Source organism: Coprobacter fastidiosus, from assembly GCF_982245605.1.
Window position 1 is genome coordinate 1 of record NZ_CEVCIF010000039.1, and the last position, 24,101, is coordinate 24,101.

The window sequence follows — 24,101 nt, forward strand, 5'->3', positions numbered from 1 at the left end:
AAATCTGTAGACTTTTTTATTCCTCTATCTCAGACACACTTTGGGGAACAGTATCCTTCATATGCCATTTTTATAGTCCTATTCCTGTAATTTCTCACACAATCTTACCCTACAAGACATGACGCTCGGGAAGAAGTCTGAAGACATCTTCTGCCTCTGCCTGTAAAATCATATCATGCCGCTTTCACCGTCCTGTTCCTGATCTTGTCTATCATCAGTACGGCATTTGCCGTATGTATTCCAAAGAAAATCCACAGGATTTCCGTCTTCCTGTTCCCGGCCTTTATTCTTGAGAGTGAGTAATGTTGTTTTTGAGTTCCGAAGCTGCCTTCAAGCCGGGTGGCCCTCTCTCTTGACAACTCACATCTGAGAACCTTCCTCAAGGGTTCATCCCTGGCCGCCCTTCCCTTGCGCACAAAGGAAGTGGATATTCCATATTTCGTACAGAACTTTCTGTTGGCGTTATTGGCATATATAGAGTCGGCCGCCACGCATCTAACCCTTACACTCATAAGTTTCTGCTGCATACGGATACAGTCCTTAAGCCGTATCCCCTCGTTGAAAGCCTTGAACGAGAGGTGTTCGATGAACGATATACCGTCTATCTGTATGTTGTTAACCTTTGCGCCGAACTCGACGGACTTGGTTTCCTTGCCTCTTACGATGGGACGTATATAATGACGGTCGATGCTGACGATGCGGTCACTGACTTTCCGACCTTCAAACATTTCCTTTTCCTGTACAAGAACCTTTCTGATGATGGAAAGACGCTTCCGATAATCCTTTGTATATCGGAGTGATACCCCGTACTCCCGATGAATCTCATCCCTCTGTATGAGGAGCTTTTCAAGGAGTCTGATCATACGCCGCTTGAGCATTCTTGTCCTTGAAAGCTTCCTTTTTCTTTTCTTGCAGTAGGAAAGATAGGACTCTGACACATCCGCATATTTGTTGCGCGGACGCCTTATACCGAGTTCCCTGCAATGGCCGCAGATATGTCTGTAGAGCCATTCGATACTTTCCCAAAGAAGTTTCATGTCCGTTGGAAAACGCAGGTGGCTCTCATAGCATGTGGCATCGGTCATGCACACGTGAAGGTTGTCAAGATAAGGTTTCCAGTGTGAAGCCAGAACATCCTGGAGGGTATCAATGTCAAGACGGGATGCTATCTCATTGCGGATAGCGCTGACTATCTTGAAGTTAGTTATGGGAGAGGACGGATCTATCATGATTCCGCAGAACATCTGGTAATGTATGTTCCCGTTAAGATGTTCCACCGGCTGCCTGTCAGAGAATCCGGTGTATGCCTTCAGAACCATAAGGGCAATCTTTGCCGAAGGGCTGAAGATGTTCCGTCGGCCCGGATGCTGCCGTGACAGACCCGCCGCCTTCGCCATACGCTCAAACGGAAATACGGAATGAAGCCTGCCAAGCTCACTCTCATGAAAACTTTTGCGATATTTTTCTAGAACATCAAATTCTGTGAAGCCCAAAGTTGGGTGAATTTCCGAAATATTTTGTACCTTAGCCATATCTTAGTCGGGGAATTTCCCCCACTTTGGATGCCAAACCTTAATTTCGGGGGAATACCTAAAGATACAAAAAAGCCAGCTAATTCGCAATATTTTGTGTATGAATTAGTTGGCTGATTTTATATTATTTACTGAATGTCCCCTTTTATTCCTATGCTAACATTTCGTTCATGATGTTTTGTAGTACTATGTCAGCAACTTTATATGATAGGCTGGATTTGCCAACTTTTTGAGGGTCATATTGAACCTGCTTCACCATATCGATATAAAATGCAAAGTTATTAATCACTTTCTCATCTTCAAAATTTATTGTTAAAGGATTTATTCTCCATTTCAACTTGCCGTTTTCGAATTCCATTAATGAGGTGAGTACACAAATGATCGGATAGAAAAATCCATACGCATAGTTATATATAGATCGTTTTGGATAGGTATTAAATGGACCAGTAAATTTGCTGATATAACCGCCTGTTTCATTTTCCTTCTGCACTACTCCTGTGATACGGCCAAAAGAGCCAGAATTCCTATTATAGACCATTGGAAAGTGGTAATAGATTTTGTCGAAAAATCTGACAATATCATCAACAAGTTCAAATCCAGATCTGATCGCATTGTCTGTAAGATCGTATTTCCCGAGTTGCTGTTCGGAAACGGATTTATCTTTCATTAAGTTACGGTAATATTTAACACACAAGCTTTTTTGTGAATATATAGGCTATTCGGTTAAGTGTTCCAATGTTGGGGTTGCCATCAAAATAACCACATTCATGCAATTTTATTAAGGGTAGGCAGGCCAACGCAACGATATCGTCACATTTTATCGTACCTGGTTCACCACTTCGCCATGCAATATTTTCACGGTAACTCCCCTTTAAGCATCTTTTAAGATCTTCATATAGACCCTCCTTATTGCTCTTTGTCGCTTCATTCAGCGAGACATTGGCGTTTCTTGCCGAACAAATTTCAAGTATATGATTAGAGAAATACTCAATTGATGCTTCATCTTTATCTACAGGAGCTATAACTTCAATTGGAATAGAAAATTTCAGTTGCCCAATGTGAGATTCATATCCAACTTTCAGCGAGGTAAAAGTATCCTCATTGCGATAATATCTAATACAATCGTCCCAAGTTATCAAGTTATCGTCATTAATAACATTTGCGATGAATCGACATAACGCAAATGCGTTGTGTCCACCATCCATTATTCCCTCCATTTCTTCTTCAGAAAAACTAAGGCGCACTCTATTGCGGTCTAAAAGATCGACATAGATAGACGAAAGTAGAATACCTTTTGAACTAAAGAAATAGAGCTCTGGGGAGAATTGCAATGTTTCCTCAATTGCTTTGACAATAGGATTGATCTTTGCTTTTCTAGGGTTGACTTTGCTATCTGCATGATGCATTAGATTGATGAAGCTGAGTGGTGAAATTGGCATGACAATCTTTTGGATGCAGATGCCTTCGATAGATCTTGTAACTGATACCTGAGTTTGATTCTCTGATTTGAGAATTACTGATTTAGCGTTCATAATTTTCTTTGACCATTCCTTTCGAAATTAATAATAAGATAGGGTAGTATGCCAACTACTTATTCACTTGCAAGTAGGAATGATCAAGTCGCCAAGAAACTTTCGTTTGCATGATACCTTGCGCTAATCCAGCGCGATCTCTCATCCAAGAGATACTCCCATCCGGGAACAGTCACAAAGATATAATAAAAACAAATAAAATCCAAAAAGACATGGCAGGCAGAGTCAATCAGCAAGTGCAATATTACGAAATAAATTTGAAGAACTCCTTTTTTGGAGTGGAGAAGTTGAGCTTTTCCCTTGGTCTTCGGTTAATTTTATACTGTACCTCCTTAATGTACTTTTCCGAGAGACCTCTAAAGTCCGTTCCTTTTGGGATGTATTGCCGTATAAGTTTGTTTTCGTTCTCGATAGCCCCTTTTTGCCATGAGGCATACGAATCTGCAAAATAGACTGTAGTAGCAAGAGCCTTTGCGATTTTCTCATGGCAGGCAAACTCGTTTCCGTTGTCCGTTGTAATGGCCAGTACGTATTTCCGGTAGGGGAAAAACAACCTTTATGGCCATGTCTACCACCTTCTCCGGATTCTTCCCATACGGTAATCTTGCCATAAGCAGGTAATTCCTGGAACGCTCGCACAGGGTAAGTATCGCGCTCTTTTGTCCCTTGCCTATGATAAGGTCCATTTCCCAGTCTCCGAAACGTCTGCCATTGGCTTCTGCCGGTCTGTCATGTATGCTTGTCCTGTCGGGGATATTACGCACCTTGGTCTTTTTAAAGACTTTGATATGATGCCTGTATTTCAACTTATGATGGCAATGGCTGCGGAGTTCTCCGCTTTCATCGCTCCTTATCCTCTTGTATATAGTCTCATGGGAGATATGCTCTGATTTAAGGGAAAGGTAGCCGGAGATTTGCTTAGGAGACCAGTCTTCTGTCTTTAAAAGATGCAGGGCTTCTTTCAGGATATTACAGTCAATGCTCCTATTGCCCGGCACACGTCCCTTACGGATATCCGCACTTTCCTGTGCTATACGCCAGCTGTAACGTCCCAGACGGGTCGAATTACGTTTTATCTCCCTTCCTACGGTCGAGGGGTGAACTTTTATTTGCCGAGCAATGGCTTCACGGCTTTTGCCTTCTTGTAATCCCGGATAGATTGCGTATCTTTGCTCTCGGGTCAGTTGATGATACATGACAATACAAAGTTAATTGATCTTCGGGGAGGCAGAGGCTTCCCCTTTATTTTTTGTATTGCTGATGACCCTTGTTTAGCTCTTTTTCCACCCTCCGCTCTTGGAGCGTAGCGGAAAAAGAGCGGAGGGTGGATATTGCAATTCTATCTTGAATCTATACAAAATGTTTTGTTACTTTTTTGCTCTGTACTTTATTAAGTATTGAAATACTTTGAAAAGCTATGTGTAAAGATGATAGGGGTTTATATTAAAATACGGTACACTATTTTTAGCGCTTGTCTAACTTTTGTTCCGATAATTCTTTGAACTGGGTTCTTTTTATAATTTGCATGTTCTAATTTTTTACGGATTTGTGTAATATGATTGTTACGTCTTTATAAAATAAATGTAGCCTTGTTGCATTGAGCTTGTAATTTGCGTGTCGGATATTTGCATCGTAAAAAGAACAAAGCAAGAATGATGAACAGAATTACATTGAAACTTTCTTTTTTAGTAATAGTTTTTTCCCTATTTTCTTCTACTGCATCAGTCGCACAAACTATTTCAGGTAAAGTATTTGATAAAGAGACCGGAGAACCGGTATTGGGTGCAACCATTTTATTAACCGGATCTTCTGTTGCGACAGCATCGGGAGAAGACGGTTCGTATATGTTAAAAAACTTGCCGGCAAATAAATCTTTGGAAATAGAGTGCCGTTTTATCGGATATAGTGTTCATAAAGAGACTATCATGCTTCAGAAAGGAGAGACGAAAAATATCGATTTCTTTTTGGTCTCAGAAGATAAGCAACTTGACGGAGTCGTTGTTACAGGTGTACGAAGACGAAATACCGAGACAGCGATGATTTCGAATATAAAGAACGCCTTGACCGTTTCTACAGGTATATCGGCTGCACAGATCGTCAAAACATCAGACAGCGATGCTGCTGAGATTATCAAAAGAGTACCGGGTATTTCCCTTATTGAGAACCGGTTTATTATTGTAAGAGGACTTTCTCAAAGGTATAATAACGTGTCGATCAATAATGGTGCGGTACCGAGTTCCGAAGCCGACGGCCGAGCTTTTTCTTTCGATATTATACCCAGTTCCAATATTGACAATATGATGATTATCAAATCCCCGACAGCAGAATTGCCGGGTGATTTTTCCGGAGGTTTTATAAAAATTTCGACAAAAAATATGCCGGATGAAAATTCTCTCTCGTTAAGTGTCGGTACTGGGATAAATACAGTTACCCATTTTAAAGATTTTTCGTTGTTGCAATCTTCTTCGACCGAATGGTTGGGATTCGATCGGTGTGCACGTCCTTTATCTAAAGATTTTCCTTCGCATCTGGGTTCGATGACCGATCCGTCTCAAATTACTTATTATACGAAAACCGGATTTAATAATGATTGGAATGTAAAGACATTTCGTCCTCTTCCCGACTTGAAACTTAATCTGACATGGAATCGGAAAATCGGAGATAAAGTTGGTACGATTCTTACTTTCGGATATAGTAATGCAAACAAGACAATTCCGGATATGCAGAATACTCGATACGGAATATATAGTGCCACAGCGGATGTTCCTACTATTGAGAAAAATTATATTGATAATCAATTTACAAACGAGGTGAAAATCAACGCGATGAATAACTGGTCTTTTATCCTTGATTCGAGAAATCGATTCGAGTTCAGGAATCTTTTCTCTCAGATCGGGAAAAATCGGTTTACAGAACGTTACGGGACGAGTACGGTAAGTGGCGAGTATTATGAAAATCAGACGGAGATGCTATATTCTTCAAGATTAAGTTATGTGGGGCAGCTTGCCGGACTGCATACGTTGGATGAGGATATGACTCAGACTTTGAACTGGACTGTCGATTATTCGTATGCCAATAAAATGGAACCTGATCGTCGGATTATAAAAAATATCGGGGGAATTCCTGCCGATAAGGTAATTACTCCCGATTTACCTTCTTATAACGATATGATAAACCGTTATGACCAGAAATTGTATGATCATATCGCTTCGGTCGGGGCAGATTATAAAAAAAGTTTTTCCGATCGCTCATGGAATCCTGAAATAAAATCGGGAATATATGGTGAGTATCGTATTCGTGAATATACGCCGAGAGAATTTATTTATCGCTATGACAGACTTTCGGGAGACGAACGGGTAGATTATATAAACTTACCTTATACCGAGATGATGAATGAAAAATGGCTTGGTTATGATAAAGTTTATATAGAGGAGACAACGCGCAAATCGAATGCGTATGACGGAAAGAACAGTATTGCGGCTGCTTATGTAGAAGGAGTGTTTCCATTCGGTGCATTTCAAGTGAATTTAGGTGTGCGTGCCGAGTGGTGGAATATGTCGATAAAATATGACCGTGCGATCAGTGCGTCACAGATACTGATGACAGAATATAAGTACGATAAAGTTTCGGTTCTTCCGTCTTTTAATGCTACTTATAGTTTTAATGACAAAAATCTTATCCGGTTGGCATATGGACGTTCGGTCAATCGTCCCGAATTTCGTGAAGTTTCTCCCGCTGTTTATTATGATTTTGAGCTTTTTGCCGAAGTGCAGGGAAATCCCGATTTGAAGATGGCTACGATCGATAATGTGGACCTGCGATATGAGCTTTATCCTTCGGCCGGAGAAACCGTCAGTGTCGGATTATTTTATAAGAATTTCAGAAATCCGATAGAATGGAATTTTATCGATATGGGTGGCAGTTATCGTTACAGCTACGAAAATGCCCGTAGTGCTTATACGACCGGAGTTGAGGTGGATATTCGAAAATCGCTTGACTTTATAAATATTCCCGACTTGACTTTAGTTCTTAATGCGGCATGGGTGAAAAGCCGGGTCAAATTTAGCGATGAAGGGTTGGTAAAAGAGAAAGACCGTCCTCTACAAGGTCAGTCTCCGTATATCGTGAATGCCGGACTTTATTATACTTCTTCCGAAAAGATAGGATTATCGGCAAGTTTATTATATAACATTATCGGTAAACGTATTGTCGGGGTCGGAAAATCTACCTCTGTCGATGGAAACAGCGATTATGATGTCCCTGACGCATACGAGATGCCCCGTAATGTCCTTGACTTGACTATAAATAAAACATTCGGGAAGATAGTTTCTTTGAAATTGGGGATCAAGGATATTCTGGCACAGTCGGTTATCATGAAACAATTTCCCACTACGACGATCGATGGCGTAAAACAAGAACGGGAACAGATTACCCGGAAATATACGCCCGGAAGATCGATATCACTAAGTCTTTCTTTAAAGTTTTGATCATAAACCAAAATTAAAAAACGATGAAATCAAAATTGAAATTTTTTGTTTTAGCAGTAATCGGTGCTGTTTGTGCAGCCGGATTTACGAGTTGTAACGATGATGATGACAATGGGGGCGATCCTGCTGTCACCGGAGAAGTTATCGATTTGGGAGATGGTTCCGACAATTATGAGATAGCGGGTGATTTGACATTGACCTATCCCAATACTTATAACTTGAAAGGTTTTGTTTATGTGCCTGACGGCAAGACGATAACGATAGAGCCGGGCGTGGTTATCAAAGGAGATAAAGCCAGTAAGGGTACGTTGATTATTGAACGTGGAGGTAAAATCATGGCAAAAGGCGAGCAAGATCGTCCTATTGTGTTCACTTCATCACAAGCTCCCGGAAGCCGGAAGCCCGGAGATTGGGGCGGATTGATTATTTTAGGAAAAGCGAAGAATAACGCAGGTGAACAGACTATCGAAGGGGGAGTACGTTCGAAACATGGAGGAAATGATGATGCGGATAATTCCGGAGTGTTAAGCTATGTCCGTGTCGAGTTTGCCGGGATAGAATACTCTACCGATAACGAGATCAACGGTATTACTTTCGGATCGGTAGGAGCAGGTACTCAAGTCGACCATCTTCAGGTGTCTTATTCAGGAGATGACAGTTATGAATGGTTCGGCGGTAAAGTAGATGCCCGCTATTTAGTCTCTTTGGGTTGTTGGGATGACGACTTCGATACCGATAACGGCTATCAGGGACGGGTACAGTTTGCTGTTGCTCTCCGTAACCCGCAATACGCCGATAAATCATGTTCGAACAGTTTTGAGTCGGATAATAACAGTTCAGGTAGCGTAATCGATCCGACCACTCGCCCTATTTTTGCCAACGTGTCGCTTTTCGGTCCGGTTACCGATCCGGCCAATTATCAAGATAAAGGAAATGATAAGGGTAGTACGATGGGCTGTTTCCAGACCGGAGTTCAAATACGTCGGAGTTCAAACTGCAATCTGTTTAATTCCGTTATTGCCGGATATCCGATCGGTTTGATTATCGAGAATGATAAGGCCGGTTCTAATTCTCAGGAATCTGCTACGGCAGGGACATTGAATATTTCCGGATGTGTGATTGCAGGATGCCAAAAAGCATTTCAAGATAAAGCTCTGAATCCGAAAAATCGGGAAAGCGTTATTGATCCCTCTGATCCCGGTACGTTCGTGAGTGCATATTGGGCTACTGCTGCGCTCTCCAATGAAGGAGTCTTGTCTTCGATTTCTGATTTGAAATTAAAAGGAAATCCTCAACTGTTGAACGGTACACCGGATATGTGTCCGAATACCGATAGTCCGTTAGCTGCCGGAGCAGTATGGACCAATAATTATGTAAATAACTCGTTCTTTACCAAAACGGCTTACAGGGGAGCTTTCGGCCCTACTGAAACCGCTTCGGATAATTGGATGAGCGGATGGACTAATTTTGACCCTCAGAATACGGTATATTGATTAGATTCTTGTTTTGTCGGAAGGAGGGGGAAGAGATTTTCTCTCCTTTCTTTTTCATGTCCCGAAGTAATCCGGGACATTTTCGTTATATTTGCATAGACTATTCTTCATAACTATACATCATACACACACGATGAATTACAGAGCAAAGTATTTGTTAATCCTTTTTTTCTTATCCTTATTTGCGGGGTATGACCTGCTTGCGGTTGCAGCATCTTCTCATAGAAAAAAAGAACGTCTTTCTGAATATGTGAATCCGTTTATCGGAGCAAGCACCAATGTCCGGAAAGCAAGAGCCGGTCATGGATTGGGAAAAACTTTTCCCGGAGCTACGACACCGTGGGGAATGACTCAAGTAAGTCCTAATACGATTACAGGAGGTGATAATGGTCCGGGGTATAGTGACGAACATACGACGATAGAAGGCTTTGCTTTAACGCAAATGAGCGGAATTGGTTGGTATGGTGATTTAGGCAATTTTTTGGTTATGCCTACAACCGGGGAACTGTTTACTTATCGGGGTACTGAACAGTATCCCGAAAAAGGATACCGTTCACGTTATAACAAGCGATCTGAAAAAGCTTCTGCCGGATACTATTCGGTTTTTCTTTCCGATTATAAAATAAAAGCGGAGTTGACGGCTACACCGCATTGCGGAATTATGCGGTTTACTTATCCGAAACATAAACAAGCCCGTATTCAGATTGATCTCGCCCGCCGTGTGGGAGGAACTTCTACTCGGCAATATATAGAACGGGTAGATGATCGGACTATACGAGGATGGATGCGTTGTACGCCTGCTGGCGGAGGATGGGGAAATGGATCGGGAAAAGCAGACTATACAGTATATTTCTATGCGCAATTCAGTTGTCCATTGAAAGAATACGGGATATGGAGTGCCGATATTTCCGATAATTGGACACGCCGGTTGGGAGACATAGGAAAACCCGAATATATCGACCGGGTCATTCATGCCGAGACGTTTCATAAACGGGACAAAATGGAAGGAAATCATTTAGGATTTTATACGGAGTTCCCTACAGAAGAGGACGATGAGGTGGTTGTAAAAACCGGTATCTCTTTTGTCCGTATGAAGGGGGCGGAGATGAATTTGAAAGCCGAAGTGCGAGGGTGGAATTTTGATCGTTATCGGGACAAAGCTGCCTCTCTGTGGGATGAAGCTTTGAGCAAAATAAAAGTGTCGGGAGGTACTCGAGATATGAGAACGATCTTTTATACAGCACTTTACCATACAATGATAGATCCGAGGGCATTTACCGATGTTACGGGTGAGTATATCGGAGGCGATAAGCAAGTACACAAGACCGACGATTTTATCAAACGGACGGTATTCAGCGGTTGGGACGTATTCAGAAGTCAGTTTCCTTTGCAGACAATTATTAATCCGGAAGTCGTAAACGACATGATCTGTTCTTTCATATCTCTTGCCGAAGAGAATGGTACGAAATATTATGACCGGTGGGAGTTCTTGAATGCTTATAGCGGATGTATGGTCGGAAATCCCGCTATATCGGTAATTGCGGACGCTTATCGGAAAGGAATTCGTAATTATGATGTAAAAAAGGCTTACGCTTATGCGGTAAATACAGCTGAGAAAATGGGGAATGACAAAAAACTCGGATATGTGCCGGGAAGGGTTTCCGAAACATTGGAATATGCTTATTCCGATTGGTGTCTCTCTGTATTGGCGGAGGATTTGGGCTGTAAAGAAGCTGCTGCCGAATATTTTGAACGTTCCCGTTCTTATTCTAAAGTTTTCGATGAAGAACAAGGGTGGTTCAGACCTCGTAATGCAGATGGTACATGGAAAGAGTGGCCTGAAGAAGGGCGGTTGAAAGAAAGTTACGGATGCGTGGAAAGTAATCTTTATCAACAAGGGTGGTTTGTCCCTCACGATATTCCCGGAATGGCAGATTTAATGGGTGGAAGAACAAAAACTTTGGCTGATTTGACGAACTTTTTTGAGAAATGCCCGTCCGATTTTTTGTGGAATGCTTATTATAATCATGCTAATGAACCGGTTCATCATGTCCCGTTTCTTTTCAATCGTTTAGGAGCACCTTGGCTTACACAGTATTGGACAAGGGCTATTTGTAACGGTGCTTATAAAAATAAAGTGGAGGGTTTGGTCGGCAATGAAGATGTCGGCCAGATGTCTGCATGGTATGTTTTGTCGGCTATGGGATTTCATCCGGTGTGTCCCGGAGAGACTCGGTACGAATTGACAACGCCATTGTTCGACCGGGTCGAAATAAAATTGGATGATCGCTATGCAAAGGGAAAAAGATTCGTAATCAAAACGGTTGGAAATGCTTCGGAGGCTTGTTATATCCAGTCTGCAAAATTAAACGGGAAATCTTTAGAAAAATGTTATATAGACCATAGCGATATTATGAATGGCGGAGAGATATCTTTTCGATTGGCGTCGTATCCTAATTATTCATGGGGACTTGAGTAATTCCAAAGAGCGTTTGTGAAGCTGTTTTTTGTCCCGATAAGGAGCATAGCGGACTTGAGATGTGCATGAGCGGGAAAAAGGATCGGAAAAGGGACTTGAAAAGATATATGGTTTTACTTTTTGTCTCCAATGGCCGGAGTTAAAGATATATTTGTATTTTTGTAAGAAATTTAATTAGTTTCTTAAACAGGTTTTGAAATACTTGGACAATTTATCAGCCTTTTTTGAGTTATAAATTAAGAAAGTAATTAGACGGAAGTTGGTATTTTTTAATTCTGAAATAAAAAATATATGCTTGTCCGGATCGGTTTGGCTTTTCGGGAAGCATTCGTCATGAGTATAAAAAAAATCATATCGCTGTTTTTATTGTTGCTCGGATTTGTAGAACTTCGGGCACAAGTCGATGCCCAGTTCAGTCAATATTGGGCATTGCATAATTATTACAATGCCGGAGCGGTAGGACAAGACGGTAAGTTGAATATTCGTGCCGGTTCGCGTCAGCAGTGGGTAGGTATGCCCGGAGCACCCAAGACGTTTTTAGTTTCGGCCGAAATGCCTTTTCGCTTATTTAAACAGAATCATGGAGTAGGGTTGGCGATGACAAACGAAACTCTCGGTCTGTATTCAAACATGACGATTGCCCTCCAATATGCTTATAAAGTGCGTTTATGGCAGGGACAACTCAGTCTGGGATTACAGTTGGGGTTACTCGATCAGCGTTTTGACGGTACGGAAGTTTCTATACCTGAAAGCGATTATCACAATTCTTCGGATGACGGTATTCCCCAAAGTGAGTTGCAGGGGATGGCATTCGATATGGGATTCGGAGTATTCTATTCCCATAAATATTTTTATGCAGGTCTTTCGTCAACACATCTTACCGAACCGGTGATTACGTTCGATGAAAAATATGAAACTTATACGGGACGTTCGTATTATTTTATCGCCGGGGGCAATATTCCTTTTAAAAATGCGTTATATGAGTTGCAACCCTCGCTTTTGTTAAAGACGACGTTTCAAATCACTCAGGTGGAGTTGACGGCTCGTCTGAGGTATAATAAGTTTTTGTGGGGGGGATTGTCTTATCGCTGGAAAGATGCGTTGGTGATTATGATTGGTGCTGATTATAAAAACTTTATGTTGGGATATTCTTATGATTATCCGGTTTCGGCAATTGTAAAGGCAACAAGCGGGAGTCATGAAGTTTTTTTAGGATATAGTTTAAAGATAGATTTTTCAAATAAGAACAAGAATAAACATAAAAGTATTCGGATACTATAATTTATGAAGAAGATCATGTTATTTTTGGCAATCGTGGGCATGTTGGTATCTTGCGCTCCGTCTTCTGCACCTAACGGTGGAGAGGTGGTGGGAGTAAGCAGCACTGCTTTCGGTGAGCCTACACCTTACGGTATGGTATTGGTAAAGCGCGGTTCTTTTGAAATAGGTCCGTCCGAGAAAGATACTCTTTGGGGAACGCCCCAAACGGCGAAAGGGATATCTATTGATGCTTTCTGGATGGATGAGACCGAGATAACCAATTCCGAGTATAAACAATTCGTGTATTGGGTGCGGGATTCGATTATTCGGGAACGTCTGGCCGATCCGGCTTTTGGCGGGAACGAAGCATTTAAGATAGAAGAAGATCGGGATGGAAATCCGGTAAAACCTCATTTGAACTGGAATAAGGCGATTCCATGGCGTAATCCGACCGAAGATGAGGCTCGGGCGATTGAGAGTGTCTATCGGATCAATCCGATTACCGGAGCGAAAGAGTTGGATGTGAGACAGCTTAATTATCGATATGAAGTGTTTAACTATACCGAAGCTGCAAAACGGAAACATCGTCTCGACCCGGCACGTCGCATTTTGAATACTGACGTACAACCCGATCCTGAGGCAGAAGTGCTCATTTCCAAAGATACGGCCTTTTTCGATGATGATGGGCGGATTATTACACAGACGATTGTTCGTCCGTTGCAAAGCGAGTTCGATTTTCTGAATACCTATATCGTTAATATTTATCCTGATTCTACGGCTTGGGTAAATGATTTTGATAATGCATATAATGAACCTTACATGCGTATGTATTTTGCACATCCGGGTTATAACGATTATCCGGTAGTCGGTGTTTCATGGGAACAGGCGACAGCTTTTTGCGTATGGCGAACTCATTATTTGTTGGCCGGAATCAAAGGCGCTTCGTATATAGAGCCTTATCGTTTGCCTACTGAGGCCGAATGGGAATATGCGGCGCGTTCCGGAAAGAACGAAAATAAATTCCCTTGGTCCGAAGATGCTCCAATGTCTGATAAAGGATGTTTTTACGCTAACTTCAAACCGCAAAAGGGGAATTATGTAAAAGACGGAAATCTTATTACATCCCGAGTCGGAACATATCCGCCTAATGAGTTCGGACTTTACGATATGGCGGGAAATGTATCGGAATGGACATCGACAGCTTATACTGAGGGCGGAAATCTTTATACCAGTGACATGAATCCCGATTATCGTTATAATGCGGCGAAAGAAGATCCTTATCGGATGAAAAGGAAGATCGTACGTGGCGGTTCGTGGAAAGACGTGTCGAATTTTGTACGTTCTGACATACGTATGTGGGAATATCAGAATGAACAACGTTCGTATATCGGTTTCCGGTGTGTACGTACGCAAGTGGGATTCGCCAAAGGTCGTAAATAATAAAAGGATTTAAAGTTTACCATTATGGGAAAATATAAAAGATATAAAAATCGTATTGAGAAATTTCTTTCGGGCGATTCCGGAAAACGATTCTTTAATTTTGCTTATAGTATCGGTGCTGCTATTGTAATTTTAGGGGCTTTATTTAAGATATTGCACCTTCCGGGAGGTAATTTTATGTTGTCGGTCGGTATGGGGGTAGAGGTGATGATGTTTTTACTGACAGCATTCGACCGTCCTGCCAAAGAATATAACTGGGAAGAAGTGTTTCCCGTGCTATCGACCAAAGATCCTGAAGATCGTCCTGAATTTCATGGAGGTCAGGGCGGTGGCGTAATTATTAAGGGGGGTACCGGAGCGACCGGAACAGTTGTCGTTAACGGAGGATCGTCCGGAGTACATGTTTCGCCTGAAGAGGCCAAGAGAACGGCTGGCATTCCTTCGGACATACAGTTGGGGGAAGAAGATACGCAGAGTCTTTCGGAAAGCATTCAGAAACTTTCTGCCGCAGCCGACCAACTTTCGCGTATGGCAGAATTGACTGAGGCCACCCAAAATTATTTAAGTCAGTTATCAGCTATTTCCGCACAAATGGATCAGTTTAAAGAGGCTACACGTTCGTTGACGGAAGTTTCTAATATTTTGCTTGATTCCTATAAAAGTATAACCGAGAATTCTGAGGGTATTTCGGATCATTCTCAAGGGTATGTTACTCAAATGGAAGATCTGAATCGGAATCTGGCCGGTCTGAATACGATTTATGAAATCCAATTGAAGAGCATCAGTTCACAATTGGACAGTATCGACCGGGTCAATGCCGGATTAAAGAGCATTCGGGATATGTACGAACATTCGATGAACGACAGTAATCGTTATTGTGAAGAGACGGAAAAGATGACTAAGTACATGGCACAATTGAATGCCGTATATGAAAATATGCTTGCGGCGATGACCGTAAATATGTATAACCGTCCGATGACGCCTCCTCAGCCTCCTGTAACTCAGACAACTTCTGAAGAGGATGAAAATAAAGCGGTTGCTCAATAAAGAAATTATAGATTATGGCATCACCTAATTCAAATCTCTCTCCCCGGCAGAAGATGATAAACTTGATGTATATCGTCCTCACAGCCATGCTGGCATTGAACGTATCGTCCGATGTGCTGAACGGGTTTAAGCAAGTAGATGAGGGATTGGTGCGGACGACACAGAATTCGACGATACAGAATCAGGCTTTGTATAATGAACTTTCGGCATTTAATCAGACCAATCCCGAAAAGTCCGGAGCTTGGTATGGTAAGGCGACAGAAGTGAAAAACCGTACGGAGTCTCTCTATAAATATCTCGATGAGTTGAAATTGCGTATTGTGCGTCAGGCAGACGGAAAGGATGGCAATGTCAATGATATTGTACATCAGGATGATCTGGAGGCCGCTTCTTATATTATGCTTTCTCCGCGTACGGGAGAGGGTAAAAAACTCAGAACGGCATTGGAGCAATACAGTGACTTTGTCACGCCGATGATTACCGATACGATTCGGCGACAGATTATTTATGATTATCTGTATCCTCGTATTGCAGGGCAGTCGGAACGGAATCATAAAAAATGGGAAGAAGTGATGTTCGAGAATATGCCTGTTATCGCAGCAGTTACTTTGTTGAGTAAAATACAAAGCGATTTGCGTTATGCCGAAGGGGAGATCTTGCATGCTTTGCAGAAAAATATAGACGAAGGAGATGTCCGGGTGAATCAGTTGAATGCATACGTGATTCCGGCTTCTAAAACGGTAATGCGGGGAGGGAAATATTCTGCCAATATTGTATTGGCGGCTATCGATACGACTCAAGCTCCGGCAATATATATCGGAGGACAGAAACTTCCCGAAGATCGTAACGGACTGTACGAGTTTGTATGCGGGAAAACCGGAGTATTCGACTTTAGCGGCTATCTTGAAGTTCCTCACGGAGACGGAACTCTGACTCGTCATAATTTTACTTCGTCATATACGGTAATAGACCCCACGGCGACAGTATCGGCAACAATGATGAATGTTCTTTATGCCGGTATCGACAATCCGATCAGTATTTCGGTTCCGGGCATTCCGACACAAGCGGTTCAAGCTACTATGTCGGGAGGGACGTTGACCCGTTCGGGAAATGGTTGGATCGCACGTCCCGGAAAAGTCGGACAGGATGTGACGATTACGGTGACCGCATCTATGGAGGGCCGTTCTCAGGTCGTGAATACGACGACTTTCCGTGTTCGGAAATTGCCCGACCCTATGCCTTATATTGCATACAAAGATGATAAAGGTAATGAACAGCGTTATAAGGGAGGAAAACCTTTCTCAAAGCGAATATTGTTGTCTGCACCGGGTATTCAGGCGGCAATAGACGATGATTTGTTGAACGTATCTTATCGTGTTTTACAATTTGAAACCGTATTTTTCGATTCTATGGGGAACGTAATTCCCGAAATTTCTGACGGGGCATCGTTCTCACAACGTCAAAAAGATGCTTTTCGCAGGCTCTCCAGAGGAAAACGTTTTTATATTTCCCGGGTTAAAGCGGTCGGCCCTGACGGAATAGAACGAGACTTGTCTCCGATAGAAGTGATAGTAAATTGATAAAAGATTTAAGAAATAGAATAGAGCGTATGAAAATAGCAGTAAAAGGAGTTATTCCGGTACTTTGTCTTTTTATGGCGATGCCATTGCTCCGGGCTCAGAATAATAACAGCAGTACGGTGCGTACGGGTGTGGTGGGAAGCACGAACAATACTTCGTCTTCTTCTATTTCGGTGCGGGCAAAGTCTTTGTATGAGAAAGAAGCGATCTCTCCCGCCGATATTCCTTGGATGCGGGTTATTTACCGTTCTTTAGATCTGAAGGAGGAGAAAAATATGCCTTTGTACTATCCTGAAGAACCGACTGAAAATCAGGAAAATCTTTTTAGATTGATTATGAGGCTTCTGACAGAAAATAAGATCGTTGCGTATGAATATCTGGACGGAAGAGAGGTATTTACCGATCAATATAAGATGAATCTGAAAGATCTGTTGGACAAGTTTCATATTCTGTATGAAGAGAAAGAAGGGCGCACCTCTAAGAGTACCCGCTATATCGTGAATGAGAGCGATGTGCCTTCTAATGAAGTCCTTTCTTACTATATTCGGGAAAAATGGATATTCGATCAACGTAATTCGGGTCTGACTTCCGTAATCGAGGCGATTTGTCCTATACTGCATCGTGTCGGTGATTTCGGAGGAGATGCCATGACTTATCCTATGTTTTGGATTAAATATGACGATTTGCGGCCTTATATGGCACAACAGTATATTTTGACGAACAATGAAAACAATGTACAGAATTATACTTACGATGATTATTTTAAAATGAGAATGTTCGAAGGCAAGATATATAAGACGACCAATTTGAGAAACATGTCGTTGATGCAATTATATGATACGGCGGAGAAACAAGACAGTGCACGGGCCGGTATCGAAAAACAGTTGCAAAATTTTGAAAACAGCCTTTGGGTGAAATCTCCCGCTCCGGTAGAGCAAGCTTCTAAGGATACGGATAAAAAAACAGCAACGGCTTCATCCGGTCAAAATGCGACGGAAAAAGAAGTGAAAAGTTCGGTGCGTTCTTCTCGAGGAACGACAACATCCCGCTCGTCTGTAAAATCAGGAAGTTCAAAATCTGTAAAGAGTAAATCTTCTCGTTCGTCATCTTCCAAATCTGCACCGATACGTTCGGTACGAAGAACGAGATAAAAAATGAAATATAAAAACCTCAAAAAACAAGGGCCTGTTTGAATTTTGTTCGAGTCGGATTTGAAAATTTCTTTCGATAATATTTCCCTGTCGGAAAATTCAGGCGGGCTTTAAGCAAACATTGAGATGTTTGCTTGTTTTTTTATAAATCATTGTTGATTCAGTGGACTATCTGGAAATTTGCGGAACTTTTGTCGGATTGCTTTATCTGTGGTTAGAATATCGGGCGAGTGTTTATTTGTGGCTGGCAAGTATTGTGATGCCGGCAATTTATATTTTTGTTTACTATCGAGTCGGCCTGTATGCCGATTTCGGCATTAATATCTATTATCTTCTTGCAGCCCTTTATGGATGGTATATATGGAAGTATGGGAACAAAACGGAGAATGGAGCAGGAAAACAGCCTGTCGGAGAATTGCCCGTTTCCCGTATGCCTTTGCATTATTATCTCCCTTCGACATTCGTCTTTATCTTTTTGTTTGTTGCAATAGGATATATATTGCTTTTCTTTACCGACAGCAATGTTCCTTGGTGGGATAGTTTTACTACGGCACTCAGTGTGGTTGCTCTGTGGATGCTTGCACATAAATATATAGAACAATGGTTGGTTTGGATTGTTATCGATGTAGCATGTTGCGGAATTTATGTTTATAAAGGCCTCTATTTTACTGCATTCCTGTATGGATTTTATGCCGTAGTCGCTATCTTTGGGTATTTAAAATGGAAAAAAATGATGCAATGAGCCGAAATGATGTTCCTCTGATTGAAAATAATCTTGATTTTCTTCCTTTTGTACCGGATGCCGTTATTTTGGCTGACGGTGAATATCCGGTACATGAATATCCGTTGCGTTTATTACGGGAAACACCGTATATTGTTTGCTGTGATGGGGCTGCAAATACATTTATCTCTCACGGGTATATTCCGAATATGATTATCGGAGACGGAGATTCTTTGTCTGTCGAGAATCGGATGCTCTATAAAGACCGGTTACTCTATGTTGCCGATCAGGAGACGAACGATCTTACTAAAGCGATTCGTTTCTTGCTCGGAAAGAATTTTCGCAATGTCGTTATTTTAGGAGCTACCGGGAAAAGAGAAGACCATACATTGGGGAATATCAGCTTACTTATGGAGCATTTTCCCTGTTTTTTACACTTGGCTATGGTGACCGATTATGGAGTATTTATACCGGTATGTGACAGTCATACATTCGGTTCTCGTCCCGGACAACAAGTTTCTGTTTTCAATTTCGGTGCATGTGACATGCGTTCCGAAGGGCTGGTGTATCCGGTCAGGGATTTTTCCCGATTATGGGAAGGAACACTCAATGAAACCTTAGGAAGCGCTTTTTCTATTTTTTGCAAAGGTAATTATCTGGTATATTTAGCTTATGATGTAAAATAAGGTTTCATGTCGTTTTTGTATTCGGTTTAAATAGTTTTCGTTGCATAAAGAGTACCCATACGGTTATTAAAGTAGCTATTCCGTCAGCGGTGGGAGATGCAGACCATACACCGTCGAGACCCCATATTCTGGGTAATAACAAGATTGCCGGAATCAAGAATAATACTTGCCGGGAAAGACTTAAAAATATCGATATGGACGCTTTCCCTATTGATTGGAAAAAATTTGTAATGACAATTTGTGCACCGACAATGGGAAACATCATCATGGTAATTCTTAGCCCGACCGAAGAAACGTCGATAAGATGTGTGTCGGTGGTGAATGCTCTTGCAAGGTAATGCGGGAAAAAGGTCGAGCCGATAAATCCTAAAGAGGTAATGATTGTGGCGACTGTTGCCGTTAAGGTCAGAGCTTTTTGCATCCTTTGCAGATTCCCTGCTCCGAAATTGAATCCTACGATGGGTTGCATGCCTTGGCACAGGCCGATGATGAGCATGACAATCAACATACCGTAACTATTGATAATGCCGAATGCCCCGATTGCCGTATCTCCTCCGTATTTTAGTAGTGAAGTGTTCATGAAAATGGCGACAGCGCTTGCCGTGAGATTGATTAGGAACGGAGACATACCGATAGATACGATGTTGCGTATGATCTGTCCTTGTAACCGGAATGAATGTTTGTGGAAACGAATCGAACTTTCTTTCCCGATAAAGTGGTACATGACAAATGCCGTGGATACGGCCATAGAAATGACCGTGGCGATGGCTGCGCCCTTGATTCCCATTTTGAACCAAAATATGAAAATCGGATCGAGAATAACATTCATAACAGCTCCGATCAACATCGTAATCATTGCTTTTTGGGGATATCCCGATGCTCGCATCATATTGTTGAAACTGTAACATAAATTGGTAAGAGCCATGCCGGGTAACAGATAGAACAAAAATTCCCGTGCGTAGGGAATTGTTTTATCGCTTCCTCCGAATTGCCTCAGTATATCGTCCATAAAAAAAATGAAAAACAGAATATAACAGGCTGCTAAAGCGAGTGTGAGCACAAGGCTGTTCCCCAATATTTTTTCTGCCCGTACCGGATCTTTTTGTCCCAGTACGATCGATATGCGGGCGGATGCTCCTGCTCCGACCAGCATTCCGACGGCTGCCGTAAGATTCATGATCGGAAATGTTAGAGCCAGTCCCGAAATAGCGTCCGGACCTACTCCTTGACCGATGAAAATACGGTCTATAATGGTGTAAAGAGACATAACCATAGTACCGACAATAGCCGGGACAGCATATTGCCATAGTAATTTCCCGACCGGTTCGGTTTCGAGTTTATTGCTGGGCGGAGTACTTTGTGTCATAATATAATGTAGAGTCGAATATTTCCTGCCTTGCTACTTAAAGCCTGTTTAAATTTCCCAAAAAAATACTATCAGGTCATTTTTGCGTTCTCTTCCGGTCTTTTTTCCTGTTTTCTCTCGTCAGATAGCCCGCTATCCTCCTCGTAAAAACAGAAAAACATACTCGGAAGAAATTTTCAAAACTGACCCGAGTAAAATTTAAACAGCCTCTTGATTCTATTTGTCTTTCCAATCTCCGTTTATTTTTATTAATTCTATCAATTTTTCTACGGCTTGTTCTTCAGGGATATTTTTTTCAATGCATACTTTATTTTTGTATAGGCTGATTCGGTCACGGCCTGCTCCTACATATCCGTAGTCAGCATCCGCCATTTCTCCCGGACCGTTTACGATACATCCCATAATTCCTATTTTCAGGCCTTTTAAGTGAGAAGTGGCAGCTTTTACTTTGGCGATTGTTTTTTGCAGGTCGAACAACGTCCGTCCGCATCCGGGACAGGAGATGTATTCGGTTTTGCTGATACGTTGTCTTACTGCCTGAAGGATTCCGTACATGCAGCATATCTCGGCCTCTGTCGAGATATTTCCCTGATTTTGCAGCCAGACCCCGTCTCCGAATCCATCGGATAATAAAGCCCCGAAATCGGCTCCTGCTTTGATCTGCAGATCTTCATTATCGTTTTCTGTATAGTTGTGTTGAAGAATTACCGGAGTATCTAAACCTCGACATAATAATTCATGGAAAAAGGCTCTTTGCTCCCCGACCGGGTTTTTGTGGCCGGAGGTTAGAATCGCCACGATGTCGTCATTTTCTTTTAAAGTTTTCCATAGCGTTTCGTCGAGTTGGGGATAGGAAAATAGTAAGAATTTTGTTTTCGCTTTTATTGAAGGGATAAGCCCGGCGGATTTTGTTGTAAATAGCGGATATACGTTCGGCTGAGGGACATAAACATCTGCATCGACGATCCGTGCGGCAGTGTTCGGGTATTTGTTCGGGTCATTATTGCCTATATACCAATAGTCGGGATATTGTTCTCCGATTATGCCTATTATGTCGACATTTTTTTCAAGTGCATTGGCTATGGTAACGGGAACATTGTTGCCTCCGATATTTCCGATGATTTTACTTTTTCTTCTTTCCATGCGGAGAAAGTCGAAGTGTGGGTATGTTTTCCCTTTAATCGGGGTATGACCTTCTCTGTTGGTAATATAATCGACGAGTTTGCGAGCTACCGGAATTTCCGCTTCGGGAGCTTCGCTAAGAGAAACCCGTATCGTGTCTCCGATTCCGTCGGCGAGAAGTGTCCCTATACCTACGGCAGATTTTATTCGTCCGTCTTCTCCGTCACCGGCTTCCGTCACTCCGAGATGTAAAGGGTAGTTCATGCCTTCCTGTTCCATTTTTGCAATCAACAATCGTACGGATTTTATCATAATTCCGGTATTCGATGCTTTGATCGATAGCACGACATCATTGAAATTTTCTTCTTTGCATACTCGTAAAAATTCCATACATGATTCTACGATGCCGGCCGGGGTGTCTCCATATCGACTCATGATGCGATCAGATAACGATCCGTGGTTTACACCTATACGCACGGCCGTATGGTGTTCTTTGCATATATCGAGGAATTGAATAAAACGGGCACGCAATTTTTTTATTTCTTCTGCATATTCTTCATCGGTATATTCGAGGTGAACGAATGTCCTGGCACTGTCAACGAAGTTTCCCGGGTTGATACGGACTTTCTCAACGATTCGTGCGGCAGCGTCTGCAACGTTCGGATTGAAGTGTATGTCGGCAATCAGCGGAGTATGGTATCCTCGTTTGTGCAGCTCTTTCTCTATGTTTGCAAGATTTTCTGCTTCTTTTGTCCCTTGAGCTGTCAGTCTGACATAATCTGCTCCTGCATCGATGATGCGAATACTTTGCTCTACACAAGGTAAAGTTTCTTGTGTGCGAGTATTGGTCATGGATTGTATGCGAACCGGATTCTCCCCGCCTAACGGTGTATTGCCTATTCGGGTAACAGAGCTTTTCCGACGATGATAATTGAAGTAGTCCATACGGGTAAGAGATTATAAAGAGCGGAAAAAATCCGGACAGGACTTTTTACCGCTCTGAAAATCGTTATTTTTAATTTGTTTTGAATTTGTATTCTATTTTGGACAATTGCTGGTTGGCGTCTACGATCTTTTGGGCCAAACCTTGCTTGTATGCTTTTAAGCGAGCATTGATTTTTTCATCTCCGAGAGCGAGCATTTGAGTCGCGAGAATGGCTGCATTCAAAGATGCGTTGATTCCGACTGTTGCGACAGGAATACCCGGGGGCATTTGTACGATAGCATAAAGGGCATCTATTCCCTCCAGGCTTGATTTGATAGGGACTCCGATAACCGGAAGAGTAGTCATGGAGGCTATGACTCCGGGCAAATGAGCTGCCATTCCTGCTGCTGCAATGATTACTTTGATTCCTCTCGATTCTGCATTTTTGGCAAATTGTTCCACTTCTACAGGAGTACGATGCGCAGATAATGCATTCATCTCAAACGGAATCTCAAAGTCGTTGAGCAGTTGTGCTGCTTTTTCCATGATAGGCAGGTCTGAAGTGCTGCCCATGATGATGCTGACAATAGGTTTCATCTTTTTGTGGTATTATTTGTTGTTTAATAAATTCTTATTTCAAGTAATATTAAAATAGAACGAAATCAGGAGTATCGATCCGAACACCCAAATGAATCCGTTTATAACGCCTGCTGTGACCTGCATTAATGTGTGACGCCCCAAACCGATGCGGGCGCTCCCTAATATTCCGGTCAGCATGATGAGGGTACAAAACAATACGATCGGGAATGTCATTTGTATGCTTGCCAACCCGAACGCTAATCCTGTCAATCCGCTTATTCCGGTCAGGTGTGCGCTGATTTTCCAGCGTATATTTATTAGTAGAGCAGTAATTATCGAACCGATGCAACCGATAAAAAATGCAAGAACCCATATCGGAAGTCGGGTTTTATATAAAAAATAGAGACAAAATCCGTATCCGAACAGATTTATCATATACGGAATTTCACGATCGTGCCGGTCATTCAGTCCGATGCTTTTTACTTTTTTTGTTTTATACATCCATAAAATAGTCATTGCAGGAATAATTGCTGTAAAGAACAGGACGCCGGATGCGATGAATAATTTGAAAGAGATAGGCAGAATATAGAGATAAGAAAAGAAGAAAATGATGCAGATGCCGTAAAACGGCATCAATAACGGGGTTAAGACGGCTGAAAAAAAATGGACCAGCGTTTTCATTCTGTATGTCGAGTTTTATA

The 24,101-nt window shown here is 42.0% G+C and carries 17 protein-coding genes and 1 pseudogene; 10 read left to right on the plus strand and 8 right to left on the minus strand.

Annotated features, from left to right (window positions below; genetic code table 11):
• Window positions 1–173: 173 nt before the first annotated feature.
• From AC0UMU_RS10270 to AC0UMU_RS10285, 4 genes and pseudogenes are all read right to left on the minus strand, one after another.
• A complete protein-coding gene (locus AC0UMU_RS10270; RefSeq protein ID WP_473979930.1) occupies window positions 174–1,532 on the minus strand; it encodes a transposase in 1,359 nt (452 codons plus the stop codon).
• Window positions 1,533–1,683: 151 nt separating this feature from the next.
• Window positions 1,684–2,199 carry a hypothetical protein gene (locus AC0UMU_RS10275; RefSeq protein WP_473979931.1) on the minus strand — a complete coding sequence of 172 codons (516 nt, stop codon included), beginning with the start codon at window positions 2,197–2,199 and terminating at the stop codon, window positions 1,684–1,686.
• Between the two features lie 16 nt (window positions 2,200–2,215).
• A complete protein-coding gene (locus tag AC0UMU_RS10280) occupies window positions 2,216–3,064 on the minus strand; it encodes a hypothetical protein (protein ID WP_473979932.1) in 849 nt (282 codons plus the stop codon).
• A 244-nt stretch (window positions 3,065–3,308) separates the two neighbouring features.
• A pseudogene (locus tag AC0UMU_RS10285) lies at window positions 3,309–4,260 on the minus strand (IS30 family transposase).
• 456 nt (window positions 4,261–4,716) lie between these two features.
• Between AC0UMU_RS10285 and AC0UMU_RS10290 the strand changes: the two are divergent.
• From AC0UMU_RS10290 to AC0UMU_RS10335, 10 genes are all read left to right on the plus strand, one after another.
• Window positions 4,717–7,551 (plus strand): TonB-dependent receptor, encoded by a 2,835-nt coding sequence (locus AC0UMU_RS10290; protein WP_278715890.1) that lies wholly within the window; start codon window positions 4,717–4,719, stop codon window positions 7,549–7,551.
• 23 nt (window positions 7,552–7,574) lie between these two features.
• Window positions 7,575–9,044, plus strand: a complete 1,470-nt coding sequence (locus tag AC0UMU_RS10295) for a beta-helix domain-containing protein (protein WP_278715893.1) — start codon at window positions 7,575–7,577, stop codon at window positions 9,042–9,044.
• Between the two features lie 133 nt (window positions 9,045–9,177).
• Window positions 9,178–11,523 carry a GH92 family glycosyl hydrolase gene (locus AC0UMU_RS10300; protein ID WP_278715896.1) on the plus strand — a complete coding sequence of 782 codons (2,346 nt, stop codon included), beginning with the start codon at window positions 9,178–9,180 and terminating at the stop codon, window positions 11,521–11,523.
• Between the two features lie 291 nt (window positions 11,524–11,814).
• On the plus strand, window positions 11,815–12,804 hold the full coding sequence (locus tag AC0UMU_RS10305) for a PorP/SprF family type IX secretion system membrane protein (protein ID WP_278715898.1): 990 nt from the start codon (window positions 11,815–11,817) through the stop codon (window positions 12,802–12,804).
• Window positions 12,805–12,807: 3 nt separating this feature from the next.
• Complete coding sequence (gene porK / locus AC0UMU_RS10310; protein WP_031258934.1) at window positions 12,808–14,223, plus strand: T9SS ring complex lipoprotein PorK/GldK; 1,416 nt, start codon at window positions 12,808–12,810, stop codon at window positions 14,221–14,223.
• A gap of 24 nt (window positions 14,224–14,247) precedes the next feature.
• Window positions 14,248–15,270: a type IX secretion system motor protein PorL/GldL gene (gene porL / locus AC0UMU_RS10315; protein WP_022390305.1), complete on the plus strand. Its 1,023-nt coding sequence runs from the start codon at window positions 14,248–14,250 to the stop codon at window positions 15,268–15,270.
• A gap of 14 nt (window positions 15,271–15,284) precedes the next feature.
• Window positions 15,285–16,850, plus strand: coding sequence for a type IX secretion system motor protein PorM/GldM (gene porM / locus AC0UMU_RS10320; RefSeq protein ID WP_278715905.1), 1,566 nt, complete (start codon window positions 15,285–15,287; stop codon window positions 16,848–16,850).
• Between the two features lie 29 nt (window positions 16,851–16,879).
• Window positions 16,880–18,001 (plus strand): type IX secretion system ring subunit PorN/GldN, encoded by a 1,122-nt coding sequence (porN, locus tag AC0UMU_RS10325; RefSeq protein WP_122338342.1) that lies wholly within the window; start codon window positions 16,880–16,882, stop codon window positions 17,999–18,001.
• Window positions 18,002–18,164: 163 nt separating this feature from the next.
• On the plus strand, window positions 18,165–18,743 hold the full coding sequence (gene pnuC / locus AC0UMU_RS10330; RefSeq protein WP_278715910.1) for a nicotinamide riboside transporter PnuC: 579 nt from the start codon (window positions 18,165–18,167) through the stop codon (window positions 18,741–18,743).
• Entirely contained in the window at window positions 18,740–19,408 is a 669-nt protein-coding gene (locus AC0UMU_RS10335) for a thiamine diphosphokinase (protein WP_278715932.1), read from the plus strand. The genes pnuC and AC0UMU_RS10335 overlap by 4 nt, the downstream gene beginning before the upstream one ends.
• 4 nt (window positions 19,409–19,412) lie before the next feature.
• Here the strand turns inward: AC0UMU_RS10335 and AC0UMU_RS10340 are convergent, their stop codons facing one another.
• The 4 genes from AC0UMU_RS10340 to AC0UMU_RS10355 all read right to left on the minus strand — a co-directional run bounded on the left by AC0UMU_RS10340 (window position 19,413) and on the right by AC0UMU_RS10355 (window position 24,081).
• Window positions 19,413–20,774: an MATE family efflux transporter gene (locus AC0UMU_RS10340; RefSeq protein ID WP_278715913.1), complete on the minus strand. Its 1,362-nt coding sequence runs from the start codon at window positions 20,772–20,774 to the stop codon at window positions 19,413–19,415.
• A gap of 216 nt (window positions 20,775–20,990) precedes the next feature.
• On the minus strand, window positions 20,991–22,841 hold the full coding sequence (locus tag AC0UMU_RS10345) for a 4-hydroxy-3-methylbut-2-en-1-yl diphosphate synthase (protein WP_278715916.1): 1,851 nt from the start codon (window positions 22,839–22,841) through the stop codon (window positions 20,991–20,993).
• A gap of 70 nt (window positions 22,842–22,911) precedes the next feature.
• Window positions 22,912–23,418, minus strand: a complete 507-nt coding sequence (purE, locus tag AC0UMU_RS10350; protein ID WP_009318161.1) for a 5-(carboxyamino)imidazole ribonucleotide mutase — start codon at window positions 23,416–23,418, stop codon at window positions 22,912–22,914.
• Window positions 23,419–23,457: 39 nt separating this feature from the next.
• Window positions 23,458–24,081 carry a hypothetical protein gene (locus AC0UMU_RS10355; RefSeq protein WP_278715920.1) on the minus strand — a complete coding sequence of 208 codons (624 nt, stop codon included), beginning with the start codon at window positions 24,079–24,081 and terminating at the stop codon, window positions 23,458–23,460.
• Between the last annotated feature and the right edge of the window lie 20 nt (window positions 24,082–24,101).